The organism is Collinsella sp. AF23-4AC, assembly GCF_003462685.1.
GTDB lineage: Bacteria > Actinomycetota > Coriobacteriia > Coriobacteriales > Coriobacteriaceae > Collinsella.
Genome location: NZ_QRVE01000017.1, coordinates 1 through 16,468, shown reverse-complemented (window position 1 = coordinate 16,468; position 16,468 = coordinate 1). Strand labels below are relative to the sequence as shown.

Below are 16,468 nucleotides of genomic sequence, written 5' to 3'. Positions count from 1 at the left end.
GCGCTCGTCTCTCTAAATGTCTCTATAAAGAGAAAGTCAGTTAAAGAGATAACATTGGGCAATCTAACAGTGAATTCGGTACATCTCTCTAAATGTCTCTCTAAAATAAGGTGCTTATCTCTCTAAAGTTAGAGAGATATACTATACTTTAGAGAGATAAATCTATCGTTTTAGAGAGACGGAATGTCAATGCTGCTGGATGAACCCCTTGGCCTTATCGTTGAGCGCCTTCGCAGGCGAGGGACTGATGACGCATCGGTAGAAGTTAAAGCCTGCACGAATAAATTGAGCGCAGACGTATGGGAGACAGTGAGCGCTTTTGCGAACACTGCGGGTGGGCTCATTATTTTGGGCCTGAACGAAGCCGAAGGATTTGTTCCTTCGGCTAACTTTGCTATCGATAGGGTGCGCGATCAGTTTGTTTCGGGTATCGGAGACGGAGGCTCAGCGGCAGTGGTGACCCATGCGCCGCGGTACGAGCTTGATCGAGGCGAGGTCGACGGGCTCCAGGTGCTTCTGGTGCGCATCTTTGAACTTGAGCTTAAAGCGAAGCCTTGCTATATCGGCGCGCGCGGCGTGCAGAACGGTAGCTACAAGCGCGTGGATGATAAAGATATCAAGATGTCACCCGCTGAGCTATATGAGCTGCAGAGTGCGTTGCTTCCGAGCGATGCAGACGACACGGTGGTTTCGGAGGCAACGGTCGAGGATTTGGATCCAGATGTCGTGCGGTCTATTATCGCAAATCGCCGGCTGCAGACCCCGCGCGTTTTGCGCGGGGCCGATACGCTGGAAAAGCAGCTGGTCAGACTCAATATCACTACAAAGGATGGTGCCGTGAAGCTCGCGGGGCTTCTGTCGGCGGGAATTTACCCCCAGCAGTTCTATCCCAAACTGATGATCGATGTCGCCGTTCATTCCGATGTGGAAAAATCTGCACCCGGGCAACCCCGGTTTATTGACCGCCAGTTGTGCGATGGCCCGATTCCGGCTTGCATCGAAGATGCCCTTGCCGCGATTGGACGAAACTTGCGCAAAGCGGCGATAGTGCAAGGCGCTGGCAGAAGGGATGATTGGGAAGTTCCCCAGGAGGTTTTGCGCGAGGCCTTGGCAAATGCCTGCATCCATCGAGAGTATTCGCCCATGTTTGTGGGGCAGGCTGTGAGCGTCGATATCTACCCAGACAGAATAGAGATCAAAAACCCCGGCGGGCTTTGGGGCGGAAAGACGGTGGACAATCTTGCGGACGGGGAATCGCGCTGCCGAAACCCAAAGCTCATGAGTCTGATGGGGGCGACGCCGTTAGAGCATGCTGAGGGGGCTGTTGCGGAAAGTCAGGGATCTGGCATCCCGGCTATGATTCGCGAGATGGAGTCTCGTTCGCTTGGCAGGCCGAAATTTATCGTTAAGGCCGATTCGTTTACGGTGCTGCTTTCCCGGCACGGGGCGGAGCTTGCTGAAAACCGCATGTGGATTCAGGGCCATGTGGACACCGAACTGACGCATCGCGAGGAAACATTACTCATGTTTATGCGGGAGCATGGGTGCGTATGCGATGTTCAAAAAATACGAGAGGCTTTGAAGTGGGATTCGGATGACATTCGCCTGATCTGCGGGGACCTTGTCGATAAACATGTCCTGTCAAAATGTGGCAAAGACACGTTTGAAATTATCGATATGAGCAGAGAATCGTCAGCTTCGACGGCGGATAGGATCCTGGAGGCTCTCAGCGCCGGAATGGATATGACGGCGCGAGAAATAGCGGTTGCATCGGGGGTCAAGATTTCGTCCGTCCGTTACCATCTGCCAAAAATGGCGGATAAAGGACTCATTGAAGTAATGGGTTCATCGACGAGCCGCAACCGCCGCTATCGGAAGAGGTAGATGCAGCCGAGTCGCCTCTCTAGTGTCTCTCGAAGTTAGATGGATACTAGAGAGGCGGTGGCTCCGCGATATTTCCCCAGATAAAACCTGCCAAAATAAACCTGTCCTCTTTTGATAGGTTAAACGGCGCAACCTACTGGTTCATGTTGCCGTGGATGTAGGGGGTGACCTCGGGGGAGATATGGCCGCAGCCCAGCTCGCGCAGCGCGGACTCGATGGCGGCGGGCAGCGGGGTTTTGCCTTTGTCGTCGACGGCGGCACCGCCGAGGGCGGCAATCTTGGCAACGTCTGTCGGCGCGGCCTCGATATGCATGCAGCCGCCGACGAGGCGTGCGCGGACCTGGTCCAGGCCAAGGTCGTGCAGGTAGTCCTCACAGGCGCGGATTACATCGACCTTCTCGCGCGTGAGCTCCTCGCCCGTGGGGACACGCGTGGCCAGGCAGGCTCCTGCCGGCAGGTTCCAAACGGGATAGTCCCAGGCGCGCAGCAGCTCGCGCTCTTCGTCCTTGGTAAAGCCGACCTCCATGAGGGGCGAGCGCACGCCGAGCTCCTGGGCGGCGCGCATGCCGGGGCGGTAGTCGCCGCGGTCGCTTGCGTTGCTGCCGTCGATGACGGTGGGAAAGCCCAGCGACTTGGCGTGGTTGACGATGGCGGTAAAGCCGGCGCGCTTGCAGTGGTAGCAGCGGTCGGCATCGTTGCAGGCTACTTGGGGGAGCCGCAGCTGATCGACCGAAAGATTGAGCACGGGGAGCTTAAAATGCGGCCCTTCATTGGCCTGCCCGTCAACGGACCGCTCAAACGAAGCCTGCTCGGGCGTGCCGATGAGCGGCGTGGTGAGGTGAACGAGAAGCGTGCTGGCGGGCATGATGCGGGCGCAGACCGCGGCCAAAAAGCTGCTGTCGACGCCACCGGAAAAGCCGATGGCGACGCGTCCGTATGCCAAAAGCAGCTGCTCGAGCGCTACGAGTTTGTCCTGAAGCCCCTCTGCAGGTGCGGTGGTGTCTGAAAGCATGAATCGATCCTTGCCGTTGAGTACTCGGTCGAAAACTATAATCCTACCGAGCCACTTGTCATAAGACTTCTATCTATGTAACGAAAGTGCAATATGCTATATACGTTATATACAAGTTTACAAGTGCGGTAAAGTTGCGGGAGTACAGCAGCGCGAAGCGATGGGGGACCGATATGATCAAGGCTGTTATTTTTGATATGGACGGAACGCTGGTCGATACCGAGCGTTTGGGTATCAAGGCGTGGAAGGCGGGAGCGGCCGAGCTGGGATTCGCGATTGATGATGCGCTGATCCATCAGTTTATCGGTCGCACGCTGCCCGATGTCATGGAGATCCTTGATGGGCATTACGGCAGCCGCGAAACCGCTGAGGCAATCTATCGTCGCCATAGGGAGATTCGCGACGAGATGGTCAAGACCGATCTGGAGCTTAAGGCCGGCGCCGCCGAGTGCCTGGACGAACTGCTGGCTGCGGGCTATCACGTGGGCCTCGCGACGTCGTCGCGCCATGTTACCGCCGAGCGCAACCTTAAGACGGTCGGCCTCTTTGACAAGTTTGAGACGGTGACCTGCGGCGAGGACGTCGTACACGGCAAGCCCGACCCTGAGATGTACCTGCTCGCCTGCGAGCGAGCGGGCTTTGCGCCCGAGGAGTGTGCCGTGGTCGAGGATTCCCGCAACGGCTGCGTCTCGGGCATCACGGCCGGCTGCCATGTGTTTGCCGTTCCCGACATCGTGCCGTTGCCGCAGGACGTGGTGGATGGCTGCGAGGCCGTGCTCGATACGCTGTTCGATCTGCCGGCGGCGGTCAAGGCCGTGCGCTAGCGTTTGCACGCGAGTCGCCATGCCCCGCGCCCGATCTCGCAGGACGGTGGCGGCAACGGCGCCTGCGTGAAGGCGCTGACGCAGTCAGCCCCTCTTATCACGCCAAGATTGCTGTTTTGGCCGATAAGAGGGGCATTGTGCTTTAAGCGACTGGGGCTGCGGCCTTGGTAAGGAGCTGGCGGAGGGTTATGACGTTACAAGTTACTCCAGGAGCCAGTCGATCACGTTGCGCTTGCGGACTCCTTCGTAGTTCGCGTCCGCAAACAGCGTGTCGAGCGTAAGAAGCGTCTTGGGGTAGTTGTCTCGGACTTTCTTAAAGGGGGCCAACTCTCGATTGAGGGTAGTTTCGTCGAGCGTTGTGGCTGAAACCTGAAAATAGGCTGTCTCGTCTGACTTTAGGGCAACAAAATCGATTTCCCCGCCGTCGATATCGCCCACGTAGACGTCGTATCCACGGCGTAGGAGCTCGAGATAAACAACATTTTCGAGGATATGACCGATATCGCTGCTTTGGGTTTTGACGAGAGCACCTCTAAGTCCAAGGTCAACGGCGTAGTATTTGCCGTTTGTTGAAAGAAGCTGCCGACCGCGCACGTTATAGCGCGGAGCAAAGTACAGCACAAGGCTGTCTGTTAAGCCTTTGAGGTATTTGGCTACGGTTTTCTGGTCGGTTTTGCTGCCGTTGGACGAGAGCGTGTCGGAGATTTTTTTAATCGAGATCCGGTTTCCAATGCTATGGAGTAGGAACTTGGTGATATCGCGCAGGGTCGGGACGTCCGAGACCTTCAGGCGTTCGATAACGTCGCGTATGACGATGGTATCGTAGAGGCTCATAAGATAATCGCGCGCCTGGGGTCCCTGAATACCCGTCTCGGCGATAAAGGGAAAAGAGCCCCGAGTGATGTACTCGTCAAACAACTGCGCGGGAGCCTTTCCGTCATTGGTTTTTGCCGAGCAAAACTCTTTAAAGGATAGGGGCAGCATCTTGAGCTCTACGTAGCGGCCGGAGAGCAAAGTTGCCAGCTCGCTCGAGAGCAGATAAGCGTTGGAACCGGTTATGTAGAGGTCGACATTGTCCTTGATAAAAAGACTGTCGACGGCTTTTTCGAAATGCTCGACGTGCTGTATCTCGTCTAGAAAAACGTAGTTCATCTTATCGGGGACGAGTCTGGCGGAAATGTAGTCGTAGAGTGCTCTATACGACGTAAGCGACTCGAACTCCAGGTCTTCAAAGTTGAGGGATATAACCTGGTCGCCTGTGATTCCATGATCGCGCAGGTAGCTGCGGTAGATTTCGAATAGCTTTGATTTGCCGGACCTTCGCACGCCCGAAACGACCTTGATGACGTGTGAGTCTTTCCACGAAATGAGCCAGTCGAGGTACTGTTTGCGATCAATCAGATTCATGAAACCCCTTTCTTGGCGAGAAAAAACTGGAGCAAAATCAATACTTATAGGAAATATCTAAAAATATGGAATTGAGTCTATTTTAACAAAAAAGCTAATGAAAAATGGATTACATTCCATAAATATCCGTAGCCGCAGGTCCGGCTAAATGGGGAAGGCCCGTGGGGCCAGCAAAAACGCCGCAGCGGGGCTGTTCCCGTTGCGGCGTTTTTTGTTACAGGTAGGCGCCCAGGTTGATGTCGGTTATTGGGGCCGCGGATGGGCCCGTCGGGTGCTGCTCGGCCTTTTGGGTGCTCATACGTTCGAGCAAGAAGGGGCGCACGAGCTCCTGACGGTTAATGTCCTCGGTGGCCGTGACCGTGGTGACGGTGCGCGCGGCGGAGCCGATGCGGACTCGTTTGGTCTTGGCGGCAGGTTTATCCTCGATTTGTTCCATGAGCAGCTGCACGCCCTTGCGGCCGATCTCGTAGCCCGGTGGTGCTACCGTGGTGAGGGGGACCGATCCGCTCCAGGCAAGCGGGTTGCCATCGCAGCCGGCAACAAGAATCTGGCCGGGGACGGAAATGCCCTTGTCGACCAGCGCCGAGATAACGCCCGAGGCCAATACGTCGGTCAGGCCGATGACAAAATCGGGGCGCTCGTCAGCAGGGCGCTCGGCAATCTGGGCACCGATACTGTAGCCGTCGGCTGCGGTATTCCATTCACCGGCGTCGATGACCTCAATTTTGATATCGGGATGCAGGGCAAGTGCCTTGTGGATGCCAAGGACGCGCAGAGTGAGCTGCATGAATGCTGCTCGACCCACAACGACAATATGGCGTGCGCCGCGGGCGATGGCGAGCTCGGCGATAATGCGCCCCTGTGCCTCGTTGTCGGCGGCCACGTAGTAACCGGGCTCGGAACAGTGGATATCCAGGTGGACGATCGGCACGGGCATCTTGGCCATGGCGGGGTGCCAATCGGGGGATGCCATGGGCTGAACCATGACGCCGGACATCTGCGTGCCCATAAAGTAACGCAGGTAATGGTCCTCGAGAATATCGTCGTTATCGGCGTTGGCGATGAGCAGGTCGTAGCCGTGCTTACGGGCCTCGTTGTGGGCGCCGCTGGCGATTTGGAGCGAAAAGCCGTGATCGAGACGGGGGAGCACCAGGCCAAAAGACTTGGTGGCGCCGCCCGCGAGCTGACGAGCGCTTTGGTTGGGCAGGTAGCCAAGGCGATTGATGGTCTCGTTGATGAGCTTGAGGGTCTCGGGGCGCAGCTTTTCGGGGTGGTTGAGCGCGTTGGAAACCGTGCCCAGCGAAACCCCGGCCTCGCGCGCGACGTCGCTGATTTTTACCTTTGCCATAGCGGCCCCTTTGATGCGTTTCAAGTACAAGCCAGATTGTAGCATCCCAAACCTACCAAAAAGGGACAGGTTTATTTTGGCAGGTTTTATCTGGGGAAACGCTGTTGCCAACGCGACCACCACGAAGGTGCCTGTCCCCATTGTGGTGGTTTGGACCGGCTGGGCATGTGTGCATCGGGTGGTATCTAAGTTGAGATACCACTTCTGGTATATCAGCTTGCGCTTGCGTGAGTACAATACTCGAACGTTATACGTCTCAGCGCCCCCTGTGCGTGGACGTCTTGCAGTCACGCGAACGAAGGGATTTATCCTATGTGCGGAATCGTCGGCTACACCGGCTCTGATATTGCAAAGAACATCCTGGTCACGGGCCTCAAGCGTATGGAGTATCGCGGCTATGACTCCTCAGGCGTCGCGCTCGAGGTGGGCGAGGGTGCCGCGGCGCACCTCGACGTCATCCGCCGCGTGGGCAAGGTTGCGGGCCTGGAGAGCGAGCTTTCCAACATCGACAGCGACGCTACCTGCGGTATCGGTCACACCCGTTGGGCCACCCACGGCAAGCCCTCCGTCGTTAACGCCCATCCCCACACCAGCTGCGACGGTCGCATCGCCATCGTCCACAACGGCATCATCGAGAACTTCGCCGAGCTGCGCGAGGAGCTGGAGGGCCGCGGCCATCACTTTAAGAGCGAGACGGATACCGAGGTCTTCGCGCATCTGATCGAAGAGGCTTATGCCGAGACGCACGACCTGATGGCCTCCGTGCGCGAGGCGTGCACCCACGTGGTCGGTGCCTATGGTCTGGCCGCCGTGTGCGCTGACGAGCCCGGCGTGATCGCCGTGGCCCGCAAGGATTCCCCGATCGTGGTCGGCGCGGGCGAGACCGGCGCCTATGTCGCCTCCGATGTCATCGCGCTCATCGACGCCACCCGCGATGTCGTGGTGCTCGAGGACGGTCAGTTTGCCAAGCTCACGCCCGCAGGCGTCGAGTACACCGACGAGGCCGGCAACGTTATCGAGCCCAAGGTCACCCACATCGACTGGGACCTGGACATGGCAGAAAAGGGCGGTTATCCCGACTTTATGCTCAAGGAAATCCACGAGCAGCCGCGCGTCGTGCGCGACACGCTGGTCGGTCGTATGACGCCGGCCGGCGAGCTCGACATCGACGAGCTGGGCCTGTCCCTCGAGGAGCTCAACGACATCGATCGTGTCTACGTGATCGCCTGCGGCACCAGCTATCACGCCGGACTCATCGCCAAGAACCTTATTGAGGGCTGGGCTCGCATTCCCACCGAGGTCGAGGCTGCCAGCGAGTTCCGCTACCGCAACCCCATCATCACACCGACGACGCTCGTCGTCGCCGTGTCCCAGTCGGGCGAGACGGCCGATACCCTTGCCGCCATTCGCGACGCGCGCATCAAGGGCGCCAAGGTCTTCGGCATCACCAACGTGGTGGGCAGCCCGGTGGCGCGTGAGAGCGACGGCGTCATCTACACCAAGGCCAACAAGGAGATCGCGGTCGCCTCGACCAAGAGCTTTATCGGTCAGGTCGTGAGCCTTACGCTGCTGGCTCTGCTGCTGGCGCAGGTTAAGTACCGTCTGACCACCAAGCAGGCGCGCATGCTGTTCCGCGAGCTTTCCGATACGGCCGAGCAGATCCAGTGGATTTTGGATACCCAGACCGAGGCCGTTCATGAGGCCGCCCTGCTGTGCAAGGACGCGCAGTCGGCGCTGTTCGTGGGCCGTGGCATGGGTGCCGCTATTTCCTACGAGGGCGCACTCAAGCTCAAGGAGGTCAGCTACCTGCATGCCGAGGCCTACGCCGCTGGCGAGATGAAGCACGGCCCCATTGCCCTGATCGACCCGGGCTTCCCTGTCATCGCTGTGGCCACCAAGAGTGCCACCTACGACAAGACCGTGTCGAACCTCATGGAGTGCAAGGCGCGTGGCGCCAAGGTCATCGTCGTTGCCACCGAGGGTGACGAGGAGATCAACAAGATTGCCGATTGCATCATCCGCGTGCCGGCCGTCCGCGACGTGTTCAGCCCCATCACCGCGAGCGTCCCGCTGCAGCTGCTCGCCCGCGAGGTCGCCATCCTGCGCGGTTGCGACGTTGACCAACCTCGTAACCTGGCGAAAAGCGTTACTGTCGAGTAGTTGGTTCCGCCGTTCTAACGACCAAGGCCCGGCTCCGCGTCATCAGACGGAGCCGGGCCTTTTTGTACGGAGAAACCAGCACAAAGGTGCCTGTCCCCTTTGTGGTGGTTTTGGCAGGTTAGCGGAGCTTACTGGTCTCGAAGTACTCGGGGAACTGGTCCAGAACCTCGGTTTGGTTGCGGAACATCATGTGCAGGTGCTTGCTGACCAAAAAGCTCGCTTCGATGGGGTCGCGACCGGCGATAGCGCGGCGAATCTGCTTGTGCTCGTTCACGATGTCCTGATTGTCGAGAACCTGCGTGGCGGCGCGCAGCCAGCGGAAGCGCTCCAGGTCGGCATTGGTCTCTTCGAGCCACGACCACACGGTGCTACGGCATGCGATGCTAAAGATCATGCGGTGCATGAGGTTGTCGCTTAAAAAGAAGCCGATGCGATCCTCTTCGGTCATGGTCTTTTCCTGCAGCGCGATGGCTCGGTCGAGCTGCTCGATGCCTGCCGAGGTGGCACGGGCGCAGCACTCCACAATCACCTGCTTTTCCAAGTGCTCGCGAATGTAGCAGGCGCTCTCGGCAAGAGTGAGGTTGATGGGCGAGACATAGGTGCCGCTTTGGGGCACGGTGCGCACCAGGCCCTCTTGCGCCAGACGCACCAGCGCCTCGCGCACAGGGGTTCGCCCCATATCAAGGTCGTCGCAAAGCTGCTTGACGCCCAGCTTTTCGCCCGGCTTGTAGTCCAGGTAGACGATTTTGCGTCGAATGGTGTGGTAGGACTGGTCCTGTAGGCTCGTTTCCTGCTCGCCGACGTGCATCGATTCTTCCATAGTGCCTCGCAACCGTTCTATCACACTGATATGTCAGCTGTTAATTATGACGCGAATCAGCTCTCCACGGTGGGTAATTCGACTGTTGCCCGAGAACTATTGCGGCATCTTGGTCTGTGTTTGTGCGGAGTTGTGTTCAAATTGCCGTATCATAAGCCGTCGCAAACGTGAAATAGAAAGAAGGAATCCCATATGCAACTGGCGAATATCGTACGCGAGCGCTGGAAGGGCGTCTTGTTCTGCCTGATCGTCGCCATCCCCGCGATGTTGCTCGGCAAACAGATTGAGGTGGTCGGCGGGCCAGTGTTTGCCATCCTCTTTGGCATGGTCCTGGCGCTCGTCTTTCCCAAGAATCGTCGCGAACAGCTCGCCGCCGGTGTCACCTATACGTCTAAAAAAGTCTTGCAGTACGCGGTAATCCTGCTTGGTTTTGGCATGAACCTCTCGCAGATTCTGTCCAAAGGCGCTCAGTCGCTGCCGATTATCGTGGCGACGATCTCGACCTCGCTTGTCATCGCCTTCGTGCTCTGCCGCGTCATGAACGTGCCGGGCAAGATCGCGACGCTTGTGGGTGTGGGTTCGTCGATTTGCGGCGGTTCTGCCATCGCCGCGACCGCGCCCGTCATCGATGCCGACGATCGTGAGATTGCCCAGGCTATTTCGGTCATCTTCCTGTTTAACGTTATCGCGGCGCTCGTGTTTCCGACGCTCGGCGGCATGCTCGGGCTGACCAACGAGGGCTTTGGTCTGTTTGCCGGCACCGCCATCAACGACACTTCGTCCGTAACGGCTGCGGCGAGCGCTTGGGACAGCATGCATCCCGGTGCCAATGTGCTCGAGAGCGCCACGGTGGTCAAGCTCACCAGGACGCTGGCCATTATTCCCATTACGTTGGTTCTCGCATGCTGGCAGATGCATCTGGCGCGCAAGGCCGGCGGCGACGCCAAAAGCACGTTCTCGCTTAAACGCGCGTTTCCCATGTTTGTGCTGTTCTTTGTGCTGGCGAGCGTAATCACCACGGTGCTTCAGCTTCCCGCGTCCATTACGGCGCCCATCAAGGAGCTTTCGAAGTTCTTTATCGTGATGGCCATGGCGGCTATTGGCTTTAATACCGATATCGTCGAGCTGGTCAAAAAGGGCGGTAAGCCCATCGCATTGGGCTTTTGCTGCTGGATTGGCATTGCGTGCATGAGTTTGGGAATGCAGCACGTGCTGGGAATCTGGTAGAGAAGTAGCTTATTTGCGTGCTGCATGCTGGTGAGCGCATGCCTGCGGTGGAGCGATAGGAGCTCTTGCGGGTATGGCTTGTCCGCAGGTTTATAGGTCCCGAAGAGCTCTTATCGCCCCGCCAGGATGGCGATGCGGGGCAACTCATATACTCGCAGGACGGCGGCCTCTGCCCTATAGTGTTTGGTGAGCAATATCGTTCAATTTTGAAACACTCGCCCGCGCGGCCGTCGGTGGCGGCGTGGCGTCGAGGACGGGACGCAATATGAACAGTGACGCCAAGCTACAAATCTTGATCGAGGCCTTGGCTGCTGCCGGGGCCTCGGCGTTGGCAATCGATGGGCATGGACACGTGGCGATTTCGACCATGGATGATGTCGCGCTCGAGCAAGATGTCGCGGCATTTGTCGCCGAGCGCCTGGGGCGCGTGGGCAACGGCACGCGCCTGGTGATGGGGCATGCGGGAGGGCGCTTGAGCCTCACGGTGCGTCCGGTCGCCAAGGAAGACGGCGCGCTTTGGGTGGTCGTGATCCGCGAGGTGCGCGGTGTGGCGGCACACGCGGGCATTGAGTGGCTTAACGCAGATGAGGTCGAGGCGCGCTACGAGGCAAGCGCGTACGGCATTGTCGAGGGTGCCGCTGCGGTCGCTGCCCCCGTCTGCGAAAGCTATGCCCGCGGTGTGCCCCTCATGCTGGAGGGCGAGCTGGGTGCTGGCCAGGCAGAGATTGCAAAACGCCTCTATCTGGATGGGCCTTATGCCGACGAACCCTTTGTGTCCGTGGCGCTTGACGAACTCACGGATCGCGGCTGGCGCCATCTGCTCAAAAGCTCGGAATCGCCGCTGTTCCAGGCAAGGCTGACCCTTTGTATTGGCGGCTGGCATGCACTTTCGCCGCAGCGTCTGCGCGAGCTTGTCTCTACGATGACCGACACGGCGCTGGCCGCGCGTTGCCACGTGGTTCTGACGGCAAACGATATGCCAGGCGGTGGCGAAAGCGATCAGGCCGCTTTTGTAACCGAGCGCTTGGCGTGCGCAGTAAGTGTGGCGCCTGCGATTGCCGAGCAGGGTGGCGCATCGAAAAAGGTTGCGCAGTATTTGTCGTATCTGTCAGATGTCTTTGGAACTGCCGCTCCGAGTATGTCCGAGGAGGCCGCCTCGACGCTCAACTGTTATCGCTGGCCACGCAACTATCTGCAGCTTCGCGAGGTCTCGGAACGACTCTATATATTAGTAGGGTCGGGTGTGGCGGAGCGCGCGGTGGCGGAGGAGGTGCTCGCCCAGGAGGACGTCATCAAAACCGCAACCTTTGGCACTCCGACGCTCGACAGCGACCTGTATATCCTGCGTCCACTGACCGATACCGAACGCGACATCGCGCGGCTGGTCGTAGGCTACCTTCAGGGCAACCGGACCCGCGCTGCCGAGGTGCTGGGAATAAGCCGCACGACCCTGTGGCGCTTGCTGAAGGACGACGACCGCTGAGCGAGGCGCTCGTGACCGCATGCAGCGCGTGTGCTACAGTCCAAAGCGGTAATGTTTCGATTGCGTTACGGCGTGCGGGGGTGTATGACGGAGACTTCAAAACCAAATCGGGCTCGAAAGCCCACGGCGCCGGTCAACCGTCGCACGACTTCGCGGACGTGGGGCAAAAGCGCCTCAGGCTTCGACGGCTCGTTCAAACGCACTAGATATGGCTATCCTTCGGCAAGCGCTCGCTTGGCCATGCAGGCCGAATCGTCGCTGTGGGGCCGTAAGCGTGTGGTGGGGTCAAAGCTCAAGCACGATGGAACGCTCGGCTTCATTAGCCGTGGCGCTGCTCGCCGTAGCGGCCTCAATCCCGCAGGCTGGCATCGCTATGTTCCGATCGCGGTCGTTGTTGCGGTGGTTGTCATCGCGCTCGCGGCGCTTGGTTACGCCGGCGGCGGGGCCGACCTGAGTGCGATGTTCGGGTCTGCTGAGCTCGCGCATGCCGGCACGGAGCTTATCGAGGGCGCTCAGGCCCAGACGGGCGTGGCGCCTCAGCGTGGTATCGTTGCGGCGGCCTCCACCATCGCCGACGCGCAAAAGGACGAGGACGAACAGGGCGACAGCGCCGAAACGACCCACGCGAACGAAACGACGACAACTCCATCGGCAAGATAAGTTGCGAGTAGAGCAGCAAATTTGGGACGGGGCCTTTTAGCTGCCCAAGTGCCAGATGTCACCAGTGGCGCACCCGATGTCAGTCACCAACAGCGAGCGAGCCGCATTTGCGCCAAGGTGACGTGAAATGAGAGGGCGCTAACCTTTTGGTCGCGCCCTCGAAATTGAACGTCAGATTGGCGTGAATGCGGCTCGCGCAGCGTCAGCGGGGCCGCCGTTCGTTAGAGCGGCGGAACTAATTACCTGACGTACACGATGTTGTCGCGGCGGGGTTTGGCCTGGGGAAGCATGTCTTCGGCATAGCCCAGAATGCAGTTGCCCACACCGCGCAGGCTTCCGTCGGCGGGCAGACCCCACTTGTCCAGCAGTTCCAATCCTTCGGGTGAGTCAAAGACCTCGTGTGCGCGGTGGATCCAACACGAATCGACGCCCAGCGCATAGGCTGCGTTGAGCAGGTTGCCCATGGCGAGCGAGCCGTCTTCCAGGTGCGTGGGCACGCTGCGGTCGACGAGCACTACCACAACGGTCTTGGCGCCGTAGAAGGGATCTCCCTCGCTACCCATAACTTGGACGTTGAGCTGCGAGAGGCGCTCGACGGTTGCGGGATCGGTGACGGCGACGAACGTGACCGGCTGGCGCCCCATGCCGCTCGGCGCATACTGGCCGGCTTCGAGAATGCGTGCGAGCTTCTCGGCCTCGACAGGGCGATCGCTGTATTTGCGGCAGCTGCGGCGGTGGATGAGCGCCTCGATGGTCTCCATGTGTCCTCCTGACGTTGGTTGCGATGCCTCGTTCTTACCCGCCGAACCAAAACCGTAATCGCGCCGTCGGCCCCAAAAAATGCAAGCTACCAGGTGGAAAAGTTGGTTTGCATAAAACTTCAGCCAGAATGTGACAAACCGGTGGGATGATTAAACGTTTTATCCCGTCTACCCTGCGGTTTTTACCATTTGCCTAAATGATGCGCGCATAAGCCCTGATAAAGGTTTTACTAAAGGAGTACCAACGTTTATCAACGCGCCATGGTGGCGCCGGGCCAGGAGGTAACATCATGTTCCAGGCTGGAGATGTCGTCGAGACCGACTTCGAAGGATTTCTGAAGCTGTTGCGTTCCAAGACGCGCGCTTTCGTGTCGATCAACGATCACGAGTACTACATTACGCACACCGATGGCTATTGGCGTGTTCAGGATTGCGAGGCCCTCAACGATAAGGGCCATTTTACTGACTGCTCCGAGCTGGTCAATACGGTCTGCGAGGTCGTCGAGCTGCCTTGGATCTGCGGCAAGAGCCTGCACGACAGCTTCTCGGGCGCCACGGTCTACGAGGCCGTCGCTGCTTAACAGCCAACAATCGATATTCTCTCGCAACCGTCGGCGCCGCCCCGCGCCGGCAGTCTTTTTTGTCGATATGTTATATAGGTCGCACGTCTTGGTTGATTTCCGATCTCAGCCGAACACATTGAGCGAATAGGCCGTTCCCGCAGCTAGCCGAACGCCCCCGAGGTCCCATTCGGGCCCCCGGGTCGGCATTTTCCCAGTTGAAGGAACGGTGGAGATGTGTTTCGATGGGTCCGGTGGCCATGCTCCGCCCGCCGCCCGGCACCTCCTCCCAGACCCAGCCGAACGGTCGGTCAGTCTATTCCGTTTTTCCCTTTCAGGCTAGGACAGCGGGGCATCGCCCCTCTCTGCGCGCGCCCGCGCGATGAGCCCCGGCGTCAGGTCGAGCCCGTCGACGGGCACGTCCTCGATGCCGTACGCCTCCAGCAGCGCCGCCGCGTCGTCGCCGAGCATCGCCCGGAAGGTGCGGGCGGGCGTCGCGAAGCCGAGCGCGCCGCGGGGCTCGGAGTTCACGTGCGACATCGCCAGCGCAAGGTCGGCCGGGGCCAGCCGGTCGAACCTGAGGCCGCGGCCCTTGGGCAGCAGCTTCCTGATCTCGACGTGGTTGCGCTCGCAGGCGCCCTTCTGGTCGCTGCGCCGGGGGTCGCAGTAGAACAGCCTCGTCTCGCCCGGCCCCTCGCCGATCAGCGCGGCGATCGCGCCCTCGTCGGAGAACTCGGCGCCGTTGTCGGTGAGGACGGCGCGGAACACGCGGCGCGTCCCGCCGGCGCCCAGCACCGAGCGCACGCCCCCGAGCGCCGCCGCCACGCTCTCGGCGTCCTTCGCCGCGAGCGGCAGCGCGAGCTGCAGCCTGCTGGGGCGGTGCAGCAGCGTGAGCAGGCAGGCGCTGTCCTCCCGCGAGCCCTCGACGGTGTCCATCTCCCAGGCGGCGGCGCACGCGTCCTCGCCCAGGCCGAGGAACGCGGCGTGCGACCTGCGGGGCGAGTGCGGCGTCGCCCTCTTCGGGGCCCGGTGCGACCTGGGCCTGTAGCCGACCTTGCGCCTGAGCTCCATGTTGGTCATGCCGTCGTAGCCCGCCGCGACCCAGCGGTAGATCGTCGAGGGCGACAGGTCCACGGGCCCGCCGTTGCGGGCGGACAGCTGCTCGGGCGACAGCCCACGGCCCAGGCCGTCGCGGATGAGGGCGAGCGCCGCGGCCGCGGCGGGCTCGTCGGCGTCTATCCCGCGCCTCGACGAGACGAGGACCGAGTCCGCGCACAGCTGCGCGGCGCGGGCCTCGTAGAAGACGTGCGGGCGGCGCTTGCAGCCGATCGCGCGGTACCGCCCGCACCCGTTGCAGCATCGCGGCCACGCGGCCAGGCGCGGGCATGCCGCGGACAGGTCGGCGGAGGCGTCCACGCGCTCGCCGCGCCTCTCCCTCGGCGCGGTCACGAACCTGTGCGACGCCACCTCGGCGCTCACCGTCGAGGGCGACCTGCCCAGCTCCCTCGCGATCTGCCTGCACGAGGCCCCTCGCTCCAGCATCCTCTGGACCGTGTTCCGCTCGTGCCTGGTGAGCCTGCCGTAGGCCCTCGGGGCCGCCTTCCCGACGCCCTTCTTCCTCTTTCCGGACATGCCGTCCTCCGATCTCCCGGGGCCGGCCGGTCCGGCCCTCAGGGTATCGGATTCCCACATTCACCCGCACATGTGCGGATGAATGTGGGAAGTGTTCGGATGAAGTTGCCAATCAAGGGAGGTGCAGTGACAGGTTGATTTTCAATCTCAACGCAACAGCCTGAACGGGTCCCGCGTTTCCGCAGCTAGCGCAACGCGGGAATAGCTCCCGGCGCCTGGCCGTCGCCTCGTTTCCGCAGGTGGAGAGGCTGTGGAGGCCGGGGCCCCCATGCCGCCGCCGCATGCTCCGCCAGCCCGCCGCGCAGCCGTTCCGGCCTCAGCGCAACGGGCCCTCCGGCCCATGTCCCGGCCCGCCGCCTACCCCGCCAGCGGCCCCTCGCCCCTCGCGGCCCTTGCCCTGTCGATGCAGCCGGGCGTGAGGTCGAGCTCGCCGGGCGCCAGCTCCTCTATCCCCAACGCGTCCATGAGGGCGGAGGCGTCCTCCCCGAGGGCCATCCGCAGCACGCGCGCCGGCGTCAGGAAACCGAGCGCGCCCCTCGGCTCGGAGTTCACCTGCGACATGAGCAGCGCGCAGTCCTCCGCCGTCAGCCGGTCGAACCTGGCCCCGGCGCCCTTGGGCAGCAGCTTCCTGATCTCCACGTGGTTCTTCTCGCACGCGCCCTTCTGCTGGCTCTGCCGGGGGTCGCAGTA

At 60.6% G+C, this 16,468-nt stretch carries 13 protein-coding genes and 1 pseudogene; 7 read left to right on the top strand and 7 right to left on the bottom strand.

Annotation, left to right across the window (positions count from 1 at the left end):
• Positions 1-183: 183 nt before the first annotated feature.
• On the top strand, positions 184-1,884 hold the full coding sequence (locus tag DWY05_RS08315; RefSeq protein WP_117821287.1) for an ATP-binding protein: 1,701 nt from the start codon (positions 184-186) through the stop codon (positions 1,882-1,884).
• Positions 1,885-2,017: 133 nt separating this feature from the next.
• On the opposite strand, the gene DWY05_RS08310 is transcribed toward DWY05_RS08315, so the two are convergent.
• Positions 2,018-2,896 (bottom strand): ATP-dependent sacrificial sulfur transferase LarE, encoded by an 879-nt coding sequence (locus DWY05_RS08310; RefSeq protein ID WP_117821286.1) that lies wholly within the window; start codon positions 2,894-2,896, stop codon positions 2,018-2,020.
• 173 nt (positions 2,897-3,069) lie between these two features.
• Between DWY05_RS08310 and DWY05_RS08305 the strand changes: the two genes are divergently transcribed.
• Entirely contained in the window at positions 3,070-3,720 is a 651-nt protein-coding gene (locus tag DWY05_RS08305; protein WP_117821285.1) for an HAD family phosphatase, read from the top strand.
• A gap of 201 nt (positions 3,721-3,921) precedes the next feature.
• Here DWY05_RS08305 and DWY05_RS08300 read toward each other — a convergent pair whose 3' ends face one another.
• Together DWY05_RS08300 and DWY05_RS08295 are read right to left on the bottom strand one after the other, a co-directional pair.
• Positions 3,922-5,127 (bottom strand): ATP-binding protein, encoded by a 1,206-nt coding sequence (locus tag DWY05_RS08300; RefSeq protein WP_117821284.1) that lies wholly within the window; start codon positions 5,125-5,127, stop codon positions 3,922-3,924.
• A gap of 214 nt (positions 5,128-5,341) precedes the next feature.
• Positions 5,342-6,475 carry a LacI family DNA-binding transcriptional regulator gene (locus DWY05_RS08295; RefSeq protein ID WP_233504058.1) on the bottom strand — a complete coding sequence of 378 codons (1,134 nt, stop codon included), beginning with the start codon at positions 6,473-6,475 and terminating at the stop codon, positions 5,342-5,344.
• Between the two features lie 312 nt (positions 6,476-6,787).
• Between DWY05_RS08295 and glmS the strand changes: the two genes are divergently transcribed.
• Positions 6,788-8,635 (top strand): glutamine--fructose-6-phosphate transaminase (isomerizing), encoded by a 1,848-nt coding sequence (gene glmS, locus DWY05_RS08290; protein WP_035138734.1) that lies wholly within the window; start codon positions 6,788-6,790, stop codon positions 8,633-8,635.
• Positions 8,636-8,753: 118 nt separating this feature from the next.
• Here glmS and DWY05_RS08285 read toward each other — a convergent pair whose 3' ends face one another.
• On the bottom strand, positions 8,754-9,455 hold the full coding sequence (locus tag DWY05_RS08285; protein ID WP_233504057.1) for a GntR family transcriptional regulator: 702 nt from the start codon (positions 9,453-9,455) through the stop codon (positions 8,754-8,756).
• A gap of 192 nt (positions 9,456-9,647) precedes the next feature.
• Here DWY05_RS08285 and DWY05_RS08280 point away from each other — a divergent pair, with 192 nt between their 5' ends.
• From DWY05_RS08280 to DWY05_RS08270, 3 genes are all read left to right on the top strand, one after another.
• A complete protein-coding gene (locus tag DWY05_RS08280) occupies positions 9,648-10,682 on the top strand; it encodes a YeiH family protein (RefSeq protein WP_117821282.1) in 1,035 nt (344 codons plus the stop codon).
• Between the two features lie 265 nt (positions 10,683-10,947).
• Positions 10,948-12,165, top strand: a complete 1,218-nt coding sequence (locus DWY05_RS08275; protein ID WP_117821281.1) for a helix-turn-helix domain-containing protein — start codon at positions 10,948-10,950, stop codon at positions 12,163-12,165.
• Positions 12,166-12,405: 240 nt separating this feature from the next.
• The gene (locus DWY05_RS08270; RefSeq protein ID WP_147335213.1) at positions 12,406-12,825 is read left to right on the top strand and encodes a hypothetical protein; all 420 of its coding nucleotides are present in this window, start codon (positions 12,406-12,408) and stop codon (positions 12,823-12,825) included.
• 239 nt (positions 12,826-13,064) lie between these two features.
• Here DWY05_RS08270 and DWY05_RS08265 read toward each other — a convergent pair whose 3' ends face one another.
• On the bottom strand, positions 13,065-13,586 hold the full coding sequence (locus DWY05_RS08265) for a nitroreductase family protein (RefSeq protein ID WP_117821279.1): 522 nt from the start codon (positions 13,584-13,586) through the stop codon (positions 13,065-13,067).
• Between the two features lie 290 nt (positions 13,587-13,876).
• Here DWY05_RS08265 and DWY05_RS08260 point away from each other — a divergent pair, with 290 nt between their 5' ends.
• Positions 13,877-14,167: a CDP-alcohol phosphatidyltransferase gene (locus DWY05_RS08260; protein ID WP_118260475.1), complete on the top strand. Its 291-nt coding sequence runs from the start codon at positions 13,877-13,879 to the stop codon at positions 14,165-14,167.
• Positions 14,168-14,485: 318 nt separating this feature from the next.
• Here DWY05_RS08260 and DWY05_RS08255 read toward each other — a convergent pair whose 3' ends face one another.
• Together DWY05_RS08255 and DWY05_RS08250 are read right to left on the bottom strand one after the other, a co-directional pair.
• The gene (locus DWY05_RS08255) at positions 14,486-15,778 is read right to left on the bottom strand and encodes an IS30 family transposase (RefSeq protein WP_117837244.1); all 1,293 of its coding nucleotides are present in this window, start codon (positions 15,776-15,778) and stop codon (positions 14,486-14,488) included.
• A 357-nt stretch (positions 15,779-16,135) separates the two neighbouring features.
• A pseudogene (locus DWY05_RS08250) lies at positions 16,136-16,468 on the bottom strand (IS30 family transposase); the annotation flags it as partial.

Bases quoted from the DNA above. Each gene is read 5' to 3' on its own strand.
- DWY05_RS08300 (WP_117821284.1), bottom strand. From the start codon at position 5,127: ATGAATCTGATTGATCGCAAACAGTACCTCGACTGGCTCATTTCGTGG.
- DWY05_RS08280 (WP_117821282.1), top strand. From the start codon at position 9,648: ATGCAACTGGCGAATATCGTACGCGAGCGCTGGAAGGGCGTCTTGTTC.
- DWY05_RS08310 (WP_117821286.1), bottom strand. From the start codon at position 2,896: ATGCTTTCAGACACCACCGCACCTGCAGAGGGGCTTCAGGACAAACTC.
- DWY05_RS08285 (WP_233504057.1), bottom strand. From the start codon at position 9,455: ATGGAAGAATCGATGCACGTCGGCGAGCAGGAAACGAGCCTACAGGAC.
- DWY05_RS08295 (WP_233504058.1), bottom strand. From the start codon at position 6,475: ATGGCAAAGGTAAAAATCAGCGACGTCGCGCGCGAGGCCGGGGTTTCG.
- DWY05_RS08315 (WP_117821287.1), top strand. From the start codon at position 184: ATGTCAATGCTGCTGGATGAACCCCTTGGCCTTATCGTTGAGCGCCTT.
- DWY05_RS08260 (WP_118260475.1), top strand. From the start codon at position 13,877: ATGTTCCAGGCTGGAGATGTCGTCGAGACCGACTTCGAAGGATTTCTG.
- DWY05_RS08265 (WP_117821279.1), bottom strand. From the start codon at position 13,586: ATGGAGACCATCGAGGCGCTCATCCACCGCCGCAGCTGCCGCAAATAC.
- glmS (WP_035138734.1), top strand. From the start codon at position 6,788: ATGTGCGGAATCGTCGGCTACACCGGCTCTGATATTGCAAAGAACATC.
- DWY05_RS08305 (WP_117821285.1), top strand. From the start codon at position 3,070: ATGATCAAGGCTGTTATTTTTGATATGGACGGAACGCTGGTCGATACC.
- DWY05_RS08270 (WP_147335213.1), top strand. From the start codon at position 12,406: ATGCAGGCCGAATCGTCGCTGTGGGGCCGTAAGCGTGTGGTGGGGTCA.
- DWY05_RS08255 (WP_117837244.1), bottom strand. From the start codon at position 15,778: ATGTCCGGAAAGAGGAAGAAGGGCGTCGGGAAGGCGGCCCCGAGGGCC.
- DWY05_RS08275 (WP_117821281.1), top strand. From the start codon at position 10,948: ATGAACAGTGACGCCAAGCTACAAATCTTGATCGAGGCCTTGGCTGCT.